Raw genomic sequence first — 18,471 nt, 5'->3', positions numbered from 1 at the left:
TGTGTGTTATTAGTTTACAATAAGATAACTTATGACTTCGTATTCTGATTTTTTGCCAGATTTTCCGATTAATGAACCATTTGGATTGAAGATAGAGTTAAGTTCCATTGTTTTTTCTTCACCAGATAAATGATTTTTTACAATGTCTAAAAGTTCAACATATTGGTTCATGTGTTTACCTGATTTTGATTTAATATTAAACTGCTTCAACAATTCTTCTTTTACAGATAATTTCCCAAATGATAGTTTTTTAAATATATCTAAGGCTCGTTTTCCCATTCTCATCGGTACTTTAACTTCACCATCATAAGTAATGTAGACCAACGAATACGGATGTAATAAATTGGATTTTAGTTTATCCTCAAAATTATTTTCATCTAAATCTTTAAGACAAAACAAAACTCCGGCAGGATGATCAACCAAATTATTTTCTACCAAAGAGAAAATCCCACTGGCAAATAATTCGTACTGTTTTAAATCTTCTTCTTGTACACGATCGGCATCTATTTTAAAGTCATTAAAAGTAAGATCGGAAATGGAGATTCCTCCTTCAAGGTCTTCCAAATCAACCACCGAATCTTTCATTTTTTCTAATTGTTTTCTTCGGTATTCCAATTCTTTATTTTGCCCGTCACGGTCATCTATCACGTTATCATCTCCGGTAGCAGAAATGTCGAGAATCTGCATTCGACCTTTTACACGTTGAATCAAGTCTATGTATTGATCTAATTCTATGTCGGGATAAAAATTGACTAATTGTATTTGGTCGTTTTTAGAACCAATCCTGTCAATACGACCAAATCTCTGAATAATACGAACCGGATTCCAATGGATGTCGTAGTTAATCAGAAAATCACAGTCCTGTAAGTTTTGTCCTTCTGAAATACAATCGGTGCAAAATAACAAATCAATTTCCCCTTTCTGATCGGGAAAAATACTGTCGCGAGTTTTGGAAACTGGTGAGAAGTTAATCAGGACGTTCTGTAGATTTGTTTTGCACCCTTCTAAATTGGTTTTGTTGGTATCACTACCGGAAACCAAGGCTGATTTTAATCCATATTCAGTTTCAAATTCTTCTGCACAGTTTTCGTAAAGGTATTTTACCGTGTCGGCAAATGCAGAAAAGACGATTACTTTTTTATTGTTTGGATTGATCGGGCTTTGAATTTTCTTAGAAATAATATCTTTTAGATCTTTCAGTTTTTGGTCTCTTCTTACGGTTATAACTCTGCACTTGAAGTAAAGGTCTTGTAAGATTTCAAAATCTGATTCAAGAAACTCTCTAAATTTAACCAAATCCATATCCTGTAACAGAACTTTTACTTTACCACCAATAAAAAGATCATTGAGCTGTTCATCATCAAAATCGAAATCTCGAACGTCCATTTCCTCAACAAACTCTCTATGATTTGCAATCTTTTCGAGAAGTATTTCAATATGTTTTAAAAGTTTTTCAACTGTCAAACAGAATGAAAAGATTGATGACTCCAATCTTTTTAAAAGATTAACCCTCATTAGGGTAATAATACTTTCCTCACGGTCTAATTGACTGAAAACTGCACCTGTTTTTGTTTTCGTATCGTATTTTTCAGCATAAGCTTCTTGCAAATGTTCGAAAACGAAATACATCGGTGAATAAAACTTTAAGTTTAATGATTGTAGATAATCATTAATATCAGTAATGGAAAACTCTTTGTTATCTGTATCGAAGTCGCTGAATTGGGAAATTGGTTTTAGTCTTGTTGGAAACTTGCCAATATCCGCAACATCATAGTATTTCTCAATATGTTTTCTTGATCTTGATATGGTAAAAATATCTAAAAGTTTGAAATAGTCACCATCCAACCTGTTGATAAGGTCTTCTCTTGTAGGATTTGTTTGTTTCATCCAAGTATTAAACTTCCTTTGTGCTTGTGTCAAAGTAAGATCAATACTTGAAATTCCTTCATTAACTAATGCTTGATCATTCGTCTCCGTGATGAAAGCCAATTGGTTTCTCAGGTCGTTTAATCTCGTATTTACCGGTGTGGCAGAAAGTAATAAAACCTTGGTTCTAACACCGGATTTTATTACATCTCTCATCAATTTTTCATAACGAGAGACTGTACCCTTTGATGGATTATTGTTTCTAAAGTTATGTGACTCATCAATCACAATAAGATCGTAATTTTCCCAATGAACCGTTTCAAGATTTACATCTCCGGACATTCCCTTTTCACGACTTAAATCGGTGTGATTGAGAACATCAAAGTTGAGTCGGTCTTGTACTAAAATATTTCTTCTGTCATTAAGACGGTAAGTAACCCAGTTATCTCTCAATTTTTTGGGTGCAAGAACAAGAACCCGATCATTTCTAAGTTCGTAGTATTTGATAATTGCTAAGGCTTCAAAGGTTTTTCCTAAACCAACAGAATCAGCAATAATACATCCGTTAAATTTTTCAATTTTATCTATCGCACCTAAGACTGCATCTTTTTGAAAATTAAAAAGTTTATTCCAAACAACAGAATTTTTGAATCCGGTCTTCATTAATCTTTCCTCATTGATATCCTCCGTGGTTTTTCCTGCAAAGATTTTTGAAATTGAATATTTATAATTTACTTCCGCAGATTTTAAAACATCTGCTTGTTGGTATAAGTTAACCAGTTCTTTTTTACAATCTGTACCACCATTCCATAAATTTTCAAATGCTTTACCGAAAGAATTTGAAGAATCTTCAAGACCGAAAATCATATAAGGTTTCCCATCTTTAACGAGTCCAAGTGTAGTTTCGTTAAAATTATTTGGTGCAAATTGGAATGATTTATCATCAACAATGATAAAACTATTGCCTCCGGTGATTCCCTTTTTAACAAAAACAAACTTCTCGACAAAATCTAAAACTTGACGAAGGCGGTAGTAAGTTTGAAGTTTTGCATTGGTTTCATTTTCAGACAAATCTTTAACAAAGGATGCTTTTTGGTGATCAAAATCTGTTTTCTGAATGAGTAACTCAACAGACTTACAGTTTTGGAATGGTTCTAATAAATCAAAAATTGCATTGAAACTAAAATTGTTTACACATATTTTGACGGTAGAATTTGGTTTAATATTGTATATTAATTCGTTAAAAAATAATATATCTTGGTTGTTGATCACTTCTGATTATAGTTTTAAAGTTTTGACCTGTTTTCTAATACTAGAAATGGTGAATTTATCATTAGTACAGGACATAATTTCAAATATACGAACAGTTATTATTTTGTGATTGTTTTTTCTTGAAAAAACTCCACTTTTCAATATGTATTGCTAGGCAATGAGAATTTTCCGCTGTATCTTAGCCTAAATCAGCATATTATGAGTATAACATTATTATTAAGAAAGAAGATAGGAGAGGCAACAATCTATGTGAGATATAAACCAAGTAGAGATTTTGATTTCTTTTGGGGGAGTCCTTTTTCGATCGATGCAGAGAGGTGGGACAGCAAAAATGGAATGTATAATCAATCTTTCAAAAAGAAAAGTCCAAAAGATGAATCCCAAAAAATATTGAATAAAAATATCGATGAGTTTAATATTAAACTGAATGAGTTAAAAAATAGTCTGAACAGTTTTCTTCTCATGAACAACTACAATGTGACGAAATCACAGATTAAGAATTTTTTAGATTCGAAGTACGGTAAAAATAAAAAGAAATCCGAGAAAAAAGTTGTGAACTCAACTTTATATATGTCCCAGCTAATTGAGGAGTATATAACGGAAAGAAGCGTTTTTGCCTTGGGAAGACATAAAGAATTAACCCCATCATCCATTAAAAAGATTCGGGTAATTAAGAATAAACTACTGAAAATTAATCCAAAATTGTCTGTTTCTGATGTTAATGATGACTTTAGAAACAAATTTACAGTTTGGTGTACAAAAAATCAATATGCTCCGATATGTATAGTCAAGGATCTTAAGTATATTAAAAGCTTTATAAAATTTGCAAAGTCTAAGAAATACAAAACTAGCGATGATGTTGCTTACTGGATGTTTTATGTTGAGCAAAGAGACTTTAAACATCCTATACTAAATTTGGAAGAAATTAAAAAAATTAGAGCATTAGATTTGAAATTAGATTATCTTGATAATGCTAGAGACTGGTTGGTGATTGGATGCTACATGGGATTGAGGGTTTCAGATTTATTGAAATTAAAAAAAACTGATATTATTGAACAGCATTATATATCATTAATTCAAAAGAAGACTAATGATCCTACTACTGCAATAATACTTGATCCTGTAAAGACTATTTTAGACAAAAGATCCGGTGAGTTCCCTAGACAGATATCTGATCAAAGATTTAATGAATACATAAAACTTGTGTGTCAATTAGCAGGAATTAATGATTTAATTTTCGGTGGTAAAATGATTAATAAGAGAAAAGTATTTGACGATTATGAAAAGTGGCAACTGGTAACCTCTCATATTTGCAGAAGGTCTTATATTACCAACTTTAGACCGGTGTTAGGTGATGAAGGTATTATGGTTAATACCGGACACAAAACCACTTCTATGGTAGAGCATTATGATCAAAATACTTTGTTAGAGAAAGCGAAAAAAATCAGATCAAAACTATCTGATAGTCTTGAATTAATTAAGATATAAAAAAAAAGAACCTCAAATGAGGTTCTTTTTGGTTATAGGTAGTTCCGATTCTTTAAAATAAACTCTATTTCCGATATAGTGAGGTTTTAAGATTTCAGATTTTATCCATCGATTTAAAGTTGATATATGAATTTTAAATTGTTCGCAAACTTCTTTTCTCGTTAAAAGTCTATCATCATTCGGATGTGTCGTCTTTCCAATAATGGTTTTGATTTCAGAGAAAATACTATTTTTAATGTCATCAACTAGTTCTTCTTTGGTAAAGTTTTGTAAAAATATTTGGTTCATAAATTTATTAGATTTATAATCCGGTATAATATGGCAATATAAATCCTATTCATCTCAAGAATGAATTTGAAATTATAAGAAAATATTTGGGATAATTTACCGGATAGGTAAGAGATTAATCGGGATTTTTAAGCAACATTTCGAAGATCATTACCTTCAGATAGAAAGTCATTTTTCAAGGATCTATATTCATTTTCATCGTACTCAGAGGTTCCTCTTTCAAGGGTTTCGTATATTTTAGCAATATTTTTATCGTAAAGTTCACTGATGATAACTTTTCGATTTAACATTAGTGCTAGTTTACCTGTCGTCCCGGTTCCCCCAAAACAGTCCCAAATAACCCCATTTTCAGGAAAGAAAGACAGTATGAATGGTAACGGGAATAAAGATGGAAACGATCCAAAAAATCCATTTTGCAAACCTTCATCCTGTGACCTTTCTTTTGCTATGTTTAATTTTAAAATTTGTTCGATATCGTTATCGCAAAGAAAATTTCTCATTGTTTTATAGGGGTTAGAAATGTGATAAGATTTCTTAGTATTCACTCCTTTGTTGCCTTGCTCAGAACATCCTCTTTTTACGGTTGCTGATTTTGTAGGATCAAATATTCTTAATTGTTCGTAATAATATTCCGGTGATTTCGCAAAAATGAGAATGGATTCATAAGAATTGGTAAACCTGGAAGTTCGGTTACTTTGAGGTTTTGGATTTGATTTTTCCCAAATCATCTGATCAATGAACAAAAACCCTGCGTTTTGCATCTCTAAGATTAATAAAGCTACGACTCCAACACAAACTGAATCTTTGTAGGTATCATCAAGATTAATAATGATAACTCCATCTTCAGTCATATTTTCCGCACCAATTTTCATTACATCAACTATATTTTTCACGAAATCTTCACGCTTCTTCTCTCTGCCAATCTCAAGCTCATGTCCTAAATCTAATTGTTCAGGCACAATTCCGTTTTCCGCATAGTTAATAATATTAAAGTAAGGGATGGATGTAAAGATACCATTAATCAATGTTCCTTCTGGAAACTGAGTATCTAAACTGTTACCCGGAAGAATTAAATATCGATCTGAAGAATACTTGTGATTAAAAGTAACATTCGTTGTTCCTTTGTTTATTTTTGTTTTGTACTGACGAATCAAAGACTCTGCTTTTCTTTGATCGTAATTTTTACTCAAAAATCCTGAAATTATTTTAGCTTTCTTCTCATCTTTAAGAGTATAATTTAAGGCTTTATTTTCTAAGATCTTAATTGCTTTATTAGCTCTATCAAAAGATATTTCCTTCTTACATAATCTTTTTGAAAGTTGTAAACAATTTTTTGGATTTTTTTCATCTAAGGTTAAGGTCTTCTTTACTGTAATTACATTGTTTCTACCCCATCCTCGACCCAAAGTCTCAGTTATAAATCCATATTTACGATTACAATTTACTTCACCATCTTCCACATCAGTATTTCTTAAATAGTGCCTAAGCAACCGGATCAGATCATCAACCGTTGGAACGGATTTAATATTGTATTCAATAATCCAATCTTTCAATTCGTCACTTGATTCCGGGAATTTTTCCAGTATAATACAATCTGCTTCGTTTAAATTTAAATCTTGCAATGCCAAAAATCGTAATACACCATCAACGATAATATATTTATCTTCAAACTTTAAAACAGTCATTGGGGTACAGTACCTTGATTTTTTAATCTGTCTTTTAAGGTTTTTGATAAATTCTCGTTTTTCTTTCCTGTTGAAAAATTGATCCCATTCTTTTGGAATTTCAAGTTGGGATAATTGAAGTCTTGTAACATTGTTTGACAATGGTAAAATTACATCGGATTTTAAAACTGTGTTGTTCATAAGTATTATTTATTTGTTAATTTTAATACTTCAAAGATCCGACTAACCGATTTTTTTTTTGAAAAAGTGTCGCGCTACACTTTTATTCTATATTGTTGTAGTGAAGGATCGAGTTCAACTTGTGAAGATTCAAACTCAAGCCAATAATGGTGTCCAAACTCCTTACTTTTTTTACTCTTGTAATAAAATTTTTCGTACAAACTTTCGATAGTTAAAGAATTCTGAATATACTTCTTAATTCTCGTATGATATGTACTCATGCTATCCAAGTATCCTATCATGTGCAATTTATTTTTATATTCACCGGTAATTTTATATAATAAAGTGAACTTATCTTGAATCTCTTTTTTTTCCAAAAAATCATCATGTCCAATCTTTAAATTGTGGTTGATTAGATAAAACAAATAGATGTGGGATAATGTTTTAGCATTACCAAATTTAATCTTGTTTCTTCCAACACTAATTTGACCGTATTTATCAACGGAAATGGTTTCAGTCAAATTTAAATTTAAATCATAATTGTCTGTTATACGATTTCTAATTATTGTCAACATACTTTTGATTTGATTGAGGATTGATTCATCGTTCCCTCTGTCAACAAATCTTTCCTGACAATTTTTACAAATGTAACCGGAAAGTATTTTGGCATAAATTTCAGATCTATTTCTACCATAATCGTTTATACATCCCTTAGAATTGAGATGTATTTCTTGCATCAGTTTGGTTGATCCCAAATTTATTTGTGATAAAGATTGGAAGATGTTTTCAATAATTTGATGAGCAATTGCAAGATAGGATCTATCCTCTGTAATCTCTTCCCAGTCATTGGAATTGATTGCAATGTTTTTAAAAACGAATGCACTATACCATGATTCTTTACCTTCTAATGTTATAGCTTTCGGTTTTTCAATATTTTTTGAGGTAACTAAAACACCATAATCTTCATATACGTTATTTTCACCTTTTAACTTATTACAGATTTCTGAGATAGATTCAAGTGTCAGGGATTTGCTCCTTTTGTATAAGTTATAGTATTCGGTTGATGAATTGTAAGATAAAATCTTGAATTTTAATGAGCCCTTATTTTTGTTGAACATGTCAACAATTACGGAGATATCTTCTAAGAGGTGGTCGTCTAATGTAAACAGGTAAACGGTCATTTACTTTTTTCGGAAAAATAGCCAGAATATTAATATTATGCAAGCATAACATAGTGCTAAATAATGCTAAATTTTAATGATACTTTTGGTTTTTCAATTTTTTGCGGTTATATTTTATCTTGAGGGAGGATAATAATCCAAAGTCCTAAACTTTCCAAATAAAATTAAAATGGAAGTTAACAATTTCAAATATTCAGTCAGTCCTTTGGCATGGACTTCTAAACCGCCAAAAGAAAAGTTTGGTTATATTACCAACACGATAAAATCTACAGAATCAACAATCAAAAAGTTTTCTGAAATAGTTTCACCACCATTCTCACAATGTTGGTCTGGTGGTATCTTCGAAGGTGAGATTTGTAACAAAAATTGGAAGGAACAATCTGTTATAGGTCTTGATTTTGATACCGGCAAACAGACTCTGGAAGAAGTATATGAAATACTTGCTAAGTACAATATTAAACCAAATGTACATTATCCAACATTTTCAGACAGACCGGAACATCCTAAATTTCGGGTAGTTATTTTTCTTGAAGAGCCAATTAATAATAAGAAAACTTATAACCTAATAATGGATTCTCTAGATCTGATTTTGGAAATAGATAAAAAATGTAAGGATTTGTCTAGAAGATTTCTTGGAGGTAAAAACGCAGTTATTACGAATACCATTCCAATTAACCTAGAAAAATTTATGACAAGTATCCAAAAGATTAATCTAGATAACTATGTTGAATCTAATAATTTTTCTCCGGAATTTTCGGAATCACTATTAGATATAAATAGTGATAACGATTTTTTCTCTATTAAATCTACTTCAATAGCGGGGGAAGTCAGAATCGATTGGGATATTGACTCTGACAAAATACAGATACTAAGCGAATTTAAAAAAGGTATTTGGTTAACTCACGAACAATTATTCGGTCTCGCCCTGAATCTTAAATATATTAGTGGTGGTCTCCTCAGAATGAAAAAGATCATGATGAAATTTGATAAAGAGGGCTTAACTGAATATACTGATAACAACTACCGGATGCTTGAATATGTTAGGCGAATGAGTTATTTTCCGATGCCGGTACATAAGTTCTCACCTTTTGCAGAAGATAAACTAATTGAAGATATCCCAACCTTTTTTAAAAAGAAAGAAAAGATTAAGATCATAGATATTGAAGAGAAAATGAGTTTAAAGGATGTTGAAAAGGAATTTGAATTAGAATTTAAGAACGCAATATCGTCTCCTGATCTTGACACCGTATTCTTATTTTCGGTTCCAACTGGTATAGGAAAAACACAGTTGTTGACAAATGTTGAAAGGTCAATAATTGCCCTTCCAACCAATGATTTGAAAAATGAGGTCTACGAAAGAATGTCTGTTCCGAAAACTGTATCACCAGACACTATTATTTTTAATGATAAAACCGTCCAGTCTTTGATAGACTTATATTATAAGATAGGATTACCACAAAAGTCAGCACAACTCATTAGATCTATAGAAAAATACACCACTGATACAGATGATATTCTAAAGGCAGTAGATTATCTCGAAAAATTAGATGATTGTCATGATGATATGAAATCTGTGATCACCACTCACAAAAGATTTCTGAATTCACAGGATTTACCACAAACCACGGTAATTTTTGATGAGGATCCACTTGATAGTTTAATGGAAATAAAAGAAACTTCAATTAAAGACATTATTTATCTTGAATTTTTAATCCCATCAGTAAAAAGTTTTGTTAATTATTTGAGAGGACTTGAAAATGGAATCTATGAAACACCTGTAATGTTTGATGTAGAAGACCTGATAAAAGAATGTAATTCATTCAAGGGGTTTGATTCGAATGTTTTCGAGTTTTTTACAAGTAAATATTTCTTTATCAATAGAAAACCCGGTAAGATTAATTACGTTACAAAGAGAGATTTACCTTCTGATAAAAAGATCATTATTATGTCTGCGACAGTTCCTATTGACTTGTATAAGAAACTCTACCCCAACAAAAAGTTTAAGATTTTTGACAGAAGAAATGTCGAACAAGTTGGGAAGGTGGTACAACACACTGAAAGATCATGTTCACGACTCTCACTCGAAAAATTTAAAGATGAAGTTTCAGAAAAAGTTAGAGGTATCCCCACTATAACTTTTAAAAAATTCAAATATTCCTTTGATTCTTCCTGTGAGGATATGCATTTTTTCAATTGTTCGGGATCTGACGTATTGAACGGAAAGGATTTGGCAGTAGTAGGTACACCTCACGGTAGTGTAATTCAATATTTTCTTCTGGCAAAAGTAATGGGGATTGAATTTGAAATCAAAGATGGAATGATGAATAATAGAATTGTGAGACACCGGGGATTTGAATTCACCTTTTACTGTTTTGAAGATGAAAATTTAAGGGATATTCAATTTCATGTAATCGAATCTAATTTAGTTCAGGCAGTTGGAAGAGCGAGAACGCTAAGAAAGGATTGTACGGTTTCTCTCTATTCCAATTTTCCTTTATACATTACCACTGAATTTGATCCCGGGTCATAAAAAGTGATCCAAATTCTGGATTAAAAATTGGTAAAATTTTTTTTTCTGATTTGACCTTTTTAAATGATCTCAAAGTTTTTTTGGTTTAAACTTAAATTTTAGAAAAATTTTTAATTCGAATTTTTTGTACAAGATCATCCCCCGGGTCTAAAACCCTTAAAAATCACTTTGGCATGGACGGATTTGACCCCACCCCGGGGGACAGGAGGAGTTGAGGTTTATTTTTTAGTAAATTTAAGAAGGTGTCAATTGACACATTTCTTTATAATATAGAAAAAATGATATCTGTAGACTCTTGAAAATTGTTTTGCACTGGAACAATGCTTTGTTGTAGAGGTTTTTTCCAACTACAGATTAGCAGAAGTATTGTTTTGCACCAATCATGATTTCCTTTTAATTAAAACAAAAACTAAATCTATTTTAAACGCTAAATAGTGCTAAAAGCGTAGGCAGAACGGCGATTCCGCCGTAAATTTAATCTGAAATTAAAATTACAACAAAATGAGGGTTAAATATAATAGAGTTTCTACTTTAGGTCAGACAGGAAATCGTTTTGATGCGGATACTGATAAATATGATTTAGTATTATTAGACAAAGTTTCAGGAACAGTAAATTTTAGAGACCGTGAGAAAGGTCGGGAGTTAATTCGATTGATAGAAAACGGTCTTGTTAGAGAAATAATTTGTGAGGAAATTTCACGTCTGGGTCGTAATACAAGAAACGTATTAGAGACGATCGAGTTCTTTCACGAGCATGGGATTAATGTTGTTGTAAGAAACATGGGACTACAATCCCGACCAAATGGCGAGAATAACCCTATATGGAAAGTCATAATTACTATAATATCAAGTCTTTACGAGCAAGAATTATCCAATCTAAAGGAAAGAATCGCCGCCGGAAAATTAATCGCTCTTCAGCGAAATGTAAAATTTGGCCGTCCGCCAGGTAGTAACGAAAGTGATGCAATCTTTATAAATAAACCAAAAAATAAAAAGGCGCTAGAATATCTCAAGAAAGGAAGAACATTAAGAGAGGTTGGAAAACTTCTCGAAATGTCAACCAAAACAGTACAAAAGGTAAAAAAAGTTGCTATAAAACTTGATATGATGTAAATTTAATTAAGGGTAATACATTGGTTTTACCCTTAATTTTTAAATTTTTTAAAAAAACTACCAATTGCTTGTCAAAAGGGACGGTTTTTTTCGGTGCAAAATAATAACGTTTTTTGTAATACATGGACGAAAACCACATCTAATGTCACTAGATGAAGACTTTTGAAAATTAGGTTTAAATTTAAACCTAACTAAATTACGACAAAAACGTACTTTTAAAGTACAAAAAAGTACATGAAAACTGCTATTAAATATACAATTTGTACACATTTTACTCCCATTTTTTGGATTATGATAATAATTTGTTGGAATAAATTTTCAACTTACTGGCAGACTAATTATATTTGCTGTATATATGAATGAATAAAAATTCGTATTAATTACATTTCGAAAACAGAAAGCTTGTCTAACGACATCCTCGGATAAATCTGGTAAATTTAATTTGGAGGGAATTTGTTAGCAACTCTCATGTCATATACCTATGGCGTGGGGGTGCTACTTATTTTACTCCAACGGTTTACCAGAACCTATCCGACGAAATATGTTAGTTGCCCTCACGCTTTCTAACATAACAGTTTTTTCTTTTTGGGGCAAAAGGAAATTAAATTTACAAATTATACTAATCTTTTCGAACCTCTCACGGTATATCCATTTATGATTTGGGTTATTTTAAAATATAGTCTTGAATTTAGTTAAAACAGATACTTTTTATTTTTTCTAAAAAAATAATCGTTTTACGGTTTACCGTAATGTTTGTATTTCAAGATTTTTTTTATTTGTAGATTAAAAAATCTACAACCCATTTTTATAGATTAGGAAAAAAGCTAGAAATAAAAAAATAATAATCATGAAGAATTTTTGCACAAACTGTGGAACTAAGCTTGAAGAAAACTCTAAATTTTGTCATAATTGCGGTGGAGCAATCTATGAAGAAAGCGAACAAGATATAGATGATAATGCATACAACGATAATGTATATGAAGAAAGCGATGAAGATAGAAAAAAGGGTATGGAAGCAATGATGAAATATTTAGAGAAAAAGTGGGAAAACGAAGATGATTCAAATTTCTTTTTAGAGTCAAAGAATAGTCATAAAGTATATGATACTAATAATCTTCCAATCAAGAAAATTAGAAAGTTTATTAAGAAAAATATTAATGAAAATGAATCTGTGATTTTAGATGATTCAAGCATTGAGATACTATATTTTTATGACAGTACTGTTTTTGGTTCCGGTGATAATGGCTTTTTGATTTTAAAATGGATAATAAATTACTGGCCAATTTATACCTTAACATGTAAAGAATTGTTTCTGGATTCATACACTATATTTTTAAACGTAAATAAGGATGATCAAAATGGTAGTGAAAGTATATATCTGTCCGATCTGGAAATCAGCAAGAATAAAATATATTTTCATGTTAATCAAGATGGTCAATTCTTCAAATTACCATATGAAATTTCAGAAAAAAAAGTTGTTGAAGAATTGTTCGAATGTGTAAGTAGGATTTTCCGTGGAGGTGACATCCGCAATAATGTGTCTAATGATCCCGCAAATATTAGAGAAAACTAAATAATGATGAAAAAAGATATCAATGAATTTGCGTTCGAAATCAGAAACAAATATCCAAACACGTACAATGATCTACAGGATAATGAGTTAGTGAAATTGTGGCTGAAGAAGTTTCCCGGTGACAAATTCAAAATAATGGATTCAGAAAATTATTTACAACCGGTAACTGAGCCAATTTTTGATTTAAGCGATAGTGTACTGTATATTTCCAATTCCATTACGGACAGCTTACCTGCTATGGTTCGGAATGAACTGAAAAAATTACATTCGTCAAAACAAGAAGAATTTTTGGAAGAATACAAAAGAAGGAAAAAAAGCGTTTTTGCCGGTTATGTGTGCTGGTTATTTTTTGGATGGCAATACGCATATATTAGAAAGTGGGGTGTTCAGTTTCTTTATTGGTTTACAGGGGGAGGATTTCTAATTTGGGCATTTATTGATTTGTTTAGAATTCCCAAATTGGTATCAAATTATAACAAAGATATATCAATTGACGTTATGCGTAACTTAAAGTCAATTAGTTAATTTAAAGAAAAATAATAATTAATATGTCAAGAGGGAATTACGAAGTTAAATACAAATTGATAGGAGTTGGAAGTACATCACATTGTTCAAAAGTTATGAGACTTGAAGGTGGTACCGAAAGTGAGGCGAGATATGAGTTGGAAAGATCGGGACTAGCTAGAGTGTTAGAGCAAGATCCCCGTAAGAAGTTGGTGATAGTTTCTGTAAAGAAAAAATAGATAGTCTCTAAATAGAGAAATGGTGAATAAGACATTCACTTTTGATAAAATCAAAAACAATAAAAATAGGTTTATGAGACCTCCTTTTTATTGTTTTTTTTTTAATGAAAACTTAACTTTTCCTTAATAAATCAGAAAAATATATATTATAATTTCACAATATCAAATAGTTATGGTTATTAATTGTTTTTATTTGATTCACTCACATTCTTTCACAGTTATAATCAAAAGTATGAGCGAAAACAAAAGTATTTTGGAGTCTTTCAAGCCTTATCCAAGTAAATATGCAGACTTACATTTAATTAAAATTCAAGCAGATCACTCTCAACCCAGAAAAAATTTTGGTATAACTTCAGCAGACCATAGTAGATTACTAAAATCAATTTCCACGTATGGAATTGAAGATCCCATCAAAGTTTCTGAAATTGAAACCGATAGATATTTAATAATAGATGGACACAGACGTTTTTCATGTGCAAAAGAACTTAAACTCGTAACCGTTCCCTGTAGGATTTATCCCAAAATGGATGCTGGCGAGTTGGAAGCCCGTAGATATGAAATGCAGAATAATAGAAGGAATTGGAGACCGATAGAGAAGGCAAATGCAATACACAAAATAAATCAAGAGTACAAAAATATTAGTAAAAAGGAAATAGCTACATTAATTGGAATTACTCAAAAAAACTTATTCCATTATACTGAATTACGAGATATGAGAATGGAATATATTGAGTTAATGGTATCGCATGATATGAAAGAGTATCAGATGGTAGTATTTATGCAATTACTTCCAAAACTAAGAAAAATAAAAGGTTATGAAATTGATGATATCGTCAAAATTATTTTTGAAAAAGTAAATGATGGTCTAATGTATAGAAGAACTGATTTTATTTCCTTAGCAAAAATTTTTTCAACTGCATCACTTCATGAAGAGGAAATACATCTGTTTTTAGAAGAGGCAAATATGTCTGTTGAGGGGTTGTTAGAAAGAACACAATTATCAGGTGTTTCTGTCCAGATTAAAAATTTAATCAAAGAGTTAAGTATAAAAAAGAATTTGAATATAAAACTGACAGATAAAGAAAAATGTATTTTTGAAGATTTATATAAACTTATGGAAATTTATGTATGATTTTCGATAGATCTCTTCAAAAACGAAAGACTGCAATTGCATATTACAGACATTCTGCGGAAGACAAGCAAGAAAACTCAATTAAGATTCAGCAAGGACATATATATGACTTTGCAAACAAATTTAAAATAGATATAATTCATGAAGAGCTTGATGAAGGTAAGAGTGGATTATTAGCAAACAGACCCGGTTTTGAACGTTTATTTAGTGAGTGGATCGAAAACCCAAAAGCACCGGATTTTAATTATGTATTAGTTTATGATGTATCTCGATGGGGAAGATTTCAAGATCCCGATCAATCAGGATACTATGAATATCTTTGTACAAAACACGGAAAAGAAGTAATCTATGTATCTCGGGGTTTTACTGAACCTACCAATCAATTAATTTCAAGTCTTGAAACATCCATTCAAAGATACATGGCTGCTGAGTACAGCAGACAATTGAGTGAAAAAGTTTTTCATGGCTGTGTTAAAATCTCGCAACAAGGATATTCGTCGGGAGGAACTCCCCCTTATGGAATGACAAGACAATTATTGGATGTAAATAAGAACCCTATTCGAATTTTAAAAAAAGGAGAATATAAGCAAATAGCAAATGAAAGAGTAATATTTGTTCCTTCTTATGATAGTTCATCAGATACTGTTAAACTAATATTTCAAATGTACGTCCATGAAAAAAAATCAATTTTTCAAATAGTTGACTTGATTACTGAAAACACATTATGTACAGCCAATGGGGAGAAATGGAATCGTGCAAAAGTGATAAGAATACTTATGAACGAAATTTACATTGGAACGAGAATTTACAACAAAACTTGGGGTAGATTAAAACAACGTATTCATAAAAATCCTCGATCATTATGGATTGTAAAGCCTAACGCATTTGAGGCACTAATTAAAAGACACGATTTTGAAATTGCTCAAGAGAGGTTGTATTGGAATATACCCCATAATTGGCGGAAAGGGATAAATTGTATTAGAAGAATAAAAAATATCACCAAGAATGATATAATAAATTGGCTTGTTAATATGGGAGTAGACGATATGGATTCCTTAAAAATATTTGAAGAACTTCCAATTATTTACGGAGTTAAAAGCCGGATAAACAATACAAATAATTTATGTTTTGTAATCACCGAAAATCACCGAAAATTTGACCAGATTCTGGCAATTGGAATTGATGAAAACGGAGATTTATCGGGACAAAATTATTTTTTATTCGATGTTTCTGATTTTACGAATTCAAATTATATCACTTTTAATGATAGTAGTACCTCAATTTTAGAAAGAAAAATTGAACCGGAAAGTATTGAAAAAATAATAAAAGATTTTATTGTTAAATTCACACAGTTAGAAAGCTACATTAGAGGGAAATACTCATCATTACTTAAATCTTTATAAATTCTATTTGTGGTAGCAACAGTGGTAGCAAGGTTTAAATTTAAACGTAACACATTGATAGTATGAGATGATTTGATATCCTCCAACTCCACAACCCACACAACAAAGCCACTTCCCGCAAGTGGCTTTTTTATTGCCTTTCACTTTTCAAAACAACACTCTAAGCCTTTATCAATGAGGGTTTCATTATTGTATATTGTTGCATGATGTTTATTATTGTTGTCTTTTATTACTACAAATGATACTACAAATAAGATAAAAGTTTATTTTTGTAGTAAATAATTGCAGTATGGCATATTCATTTTTTCTACGAGGCACAAAAGATGTAAAGAAGATTTACATTTCTATTACTCACGGTAAAGATTTAAAACTTATCAAACCGACTGAATTTAAGATCTCGGAAACCAGATGGAATAAGGATAATAAAAGAATGAAATTATCTGAAGAGGAAAACAAATTGAAAAATTCTAATCCTTTGAAAATCCAGAAACAAAATGAGGTTGCAAATTTTAATCAGCGGTTTAGTGCTTTTGAGGCTTCATTTAATGAATATTTCTCAATGCTTATTGATACCGATTCTTTAACCGAAACCAAATTAGGGGAATTCTTTAATGCCTCAGCTTCAAAGAATACGGTCCCGACCGATTTTGCCGACTTTGTTGATTATTACTGCTTAATGAATATCGGAATCGCTGACAGCACAAAAAAGGTTTATAAAAGAACTCGGAATTTAGTTTCTGGCTTCAATCCAAAATTAAGGATTCAGGATATTGATGATCGATTTAAAAATGATTTTGGTGATTACCTCGATAAGAAAAAATATCAAAGATCATACATTCGTAAAAGTCTGGGAAATATAAAAGACTTTTGGAAATATGCAAAAAGGAAAAAGATAAAAGTTTCTGAAGATCCTGATTATTGGGAATTGACAAAAGATTTTCCAAACCTCAACACTACTGATCCGGATGATCCGTATTTGACATGGGAGGAACTCGAAGAAATCAGGAAAGTACAGTTTGAGACAGATTATTTAGATAATGCAAGAGATTGGCTGCTTATAAGTTGTTGGACTGCTCAGAGAGTTTCTGATTTAATGGAATTTACTTTTGAGAAGATTATCACAGACGAAAATAATAATAAGTTCCTGCCAATTACCCAGGAGAAAACCGGTTCCAAAATCACAATACCACTTTTTAAGGAAGTAGAAAAGATATTAAATAAAAGAGGCGGTAATTTCCCCAGAAAGATTAGCCATCAGAAATATAATGATTACATAAAATTGGTATGTGAAAAAGCGAAAATAAATGAAATGGTTTATGCTCCGAAATATAGGCAGCCAGTGCAAGTGAATAATAAAACCGTTTACCGAAAGATTATAGGCTATTTCCCGAAACATGATGTAATAACAAGCCATGTTGGAAGAAGAACCTTTGTGTCTCTTTTTATAAATAATGTTGATCTGGATTCAATCAGAAAGATAACCGGACATACTCGGGAAAAGATGGTTGAGGTTTATAATAAATTAAATTCACTTGAAATGGCGGAAATGACCAAAGCAAAATTTAAAAATTCAGGTTATGAGTAAAAAAAAAGATGTTTTTACGGCTTCATTTCCTACACTAACTACATAAACAAAGCGCAACTTGTTGATCTTCAGACTTCCCGCCAAATTGTAGAGAATTTGAATTTCCAAATTAAAGAATCTTATTTTGACTGAATCAAAAGATTATAACTATTGTTTTGTATTGCATGATGTAATTAAATGTGGTTTAAAAATCGTTTTTATTATAGAATAGATAATTTAATCAATAAAACTATTGCAAGAATGATTCATTGAATGTACTTTTGTCTTAGTTAAACGAATGCACTTTTATGTCAGCTTATTACAGAGCCTTACTTAAAGTAATACTTTAACACAAAAAAAGCCCGAATGGTTTCGAGCTCTCCTATTTTGATAGTAAATTCACGCTTGCAGGCATTTAGAATTTGTTTTCAAAATTAAGGAAAGTTTTCGTAACCGGTCGGATGAATTTTAATA

The 18,471-nt window shown here is 31.0% G+C and carries 12 protein-coding genes; 8 read left to right on the top strand and 4 right to left on the bottom strand.

All coding sequences use genetic code 11. The features are described from left to right. Positions 1 to 9 precede the first annotated feature (9 nt). On the bottom strand, positions 10 to 3,138 hold the full coding sequence (locus tag BUC06_RS03210) for a DEAD/DEAH box helicase (protein ID WP_050377441.1): 3,129 nt from the start codon (positions 3,136 to 3,138) through the stop codon (positions 10 to 12). Between the two features lie 198 nt (positions 3,139 to 3,336). Between BUC06_RS03210 and BUC06_RS03205 the strand changes: the two genes are divergently transcribed. Beyond that, positions 3,337 to 4,626 carry a site-specific integrase gene (locus BUC06_RS03205; protein ID WP_073329660.1) on the top strand — a complete coding sequence of 430 codons (1,290 nt, stop codon included), beginning with the start codon at positions 3,337 to 3,339 and terminating at the stop codon, positions 4,624 to 4,626. A gap of 12 nt (positions 4,627 to 4,638) precedes the next feature. On the opposite strand, the gene BUC06_RS03200 is transcribed toward BUC06_RS03205, so the two are convergent. The 3 genes from BUC06_RS03200 to BUC06_RS03190 form a co-directional block, all read right to left on the bottom strand. Further along, positions 4,639 to 4,914, bottom strand: a complete 276-nt coding sequence (locus BUC06_RS03200) for a helix-turn-helix transcriptional regulator (RefSeq protein ID WP_050377443.1) — start codon at positions 4,912 to 4,914, stop codon at positions 4,639 to 4,641. A 128-nt stretch (positions 4,915 to 5,042) separates the two neighbouring features. Continuing rightward, on the bottom strand, positions 5,043 to 6,779 hold the full coding sequence (locus tag BUC06_RS03195; protein ID WP_073329657.1) for a DNA methyltransferase: 1,737 nt from the start codon (positions 6,777 to 6,779) through the stop codon (positions 5,043 to 5,045). Between the two features lie 74 nt (positions 6,780 to 6,853). Next, positions 6,854 to 7,939 (bottom strand): hypothetical protein, encoded by a 1,086-nt coding sequence (locus tag BUC06_RS03190; RefSeq protein ID WP_050377445.1) that lies wholly within the window; start codon positions 7,937 to 7,939, stop codon positions 6,854 to 6,856. A gap of 169 nt (positions 7,940 to 8,108) precedes the next feature. On the opposite strand from BUC06_RS03190, the gene BUC06_RS03185 reads away from it, so the two are divergent. From BUC06_RS03185 to BUC06_RS03150, 7 genes are all read left to right on the top strand, one after another. After that, positions 8,109 to 10,469, top strand: coding sequence for a hypothetical protein (locus tag BUC06_RS03185; RefSeq protein WP_073329653.1), 2,361 nt, complete (start codon positions 8,109 to 8,111; stop codon positions 10,467 to 10,469). 501 nt (positions 10,470 to 10,970) lie between these two features. After that, positions 10,971 to 11,582, top strand: a complete 612-nt coding sequence (locus BUC06_RS03180; protein WP_073329650.1) for a recombinase family protein — start codon at positions 10,971 to 10,973, stop codon at positions 11,580 to 11,582. Between the two features lie 847 nt (positions 11,583 to 12,429). Further along, positions 12,430 to 13,155, top strand: a complete 726-nt coding sequence (locus BUC06_RS03175; protein ID WP_073329647.1) for a zinc ribbon domain-containing protein — start codon at positions 12,430 to 12,432, stop codon at positions 13,153 to 13,155. A gap of 3 nt (positions 13,156 to 13,158) precedes the next feature. Further along, positions 13,159 to 13,680: a TM2 domain-containing protein gene (locus BUC06_RS24050; RefSeq protein ID WP_228423608.1), complete on the top strand. Its 522-nt coding sequence runs from the start codon at positions 13,159 to 13,161 to the stop codon at positions 13,678 to 13,680. Between the two features lie 450 nt (positions 13,681 to 14,130). Further along, positions 14,131 to 15,030: a ParB/RepB/Spo0J family partition protein gene (locus BUC06_RS03160; protein WP_073329641.1), complete on the top strand. Its 900-nt coding sequence runs from the start codon at positions 14,131 to 14,133 to the stop codon at positions 15,028 to 15,030. Further along, positions 15,027 to 16,433 carry a recombinase family protein gene (locus BUC06_RS03155; RefSeq protein WP_073329638.1) on the top strand — a complete coding sequence of 469 codons (1,407 nt, stop codon included), beginning with the start codon at positions 15,027 to 15,029 and terminating at the stop codon, positions 16,431 to 16,433. Before BUC06_RS03160 ends, BUC06_RS03155 begins: the two co-directional genes overlap by 4 nt. A 289-nt stretch (positions 16,434 to 16,722) precedes the next feature. Then, positions 16,723 to 18,018, top strand: coding sequence for a tyrosine-type recombinase/integrase (locus BUC06_RS03150; protein ID WP_073329636.1), 1,296 nt, complete (start codon positions 16,723 to 16,725; stop codon positions 18,016 to 18,018). The last annotated feature ends 453 nt before the right edge of the window (positions 18,019 to 18,471 follow it).

Source organism: Chryseobacterium carnipullorum (assembly GCF_900142785.1).
Classification (GTDB): domain Bacteria; phylum Bacteroidota; class Bacteroidia; order Flavobacteriales; family Weeksellaceae; genus Chryseobacterium; species Chryseobacterium carnipullorum.
Note: the sequence above shows the minus strand (reverse complement) of the source record. Positions and strands in the feature narration are given on the sequence as shown.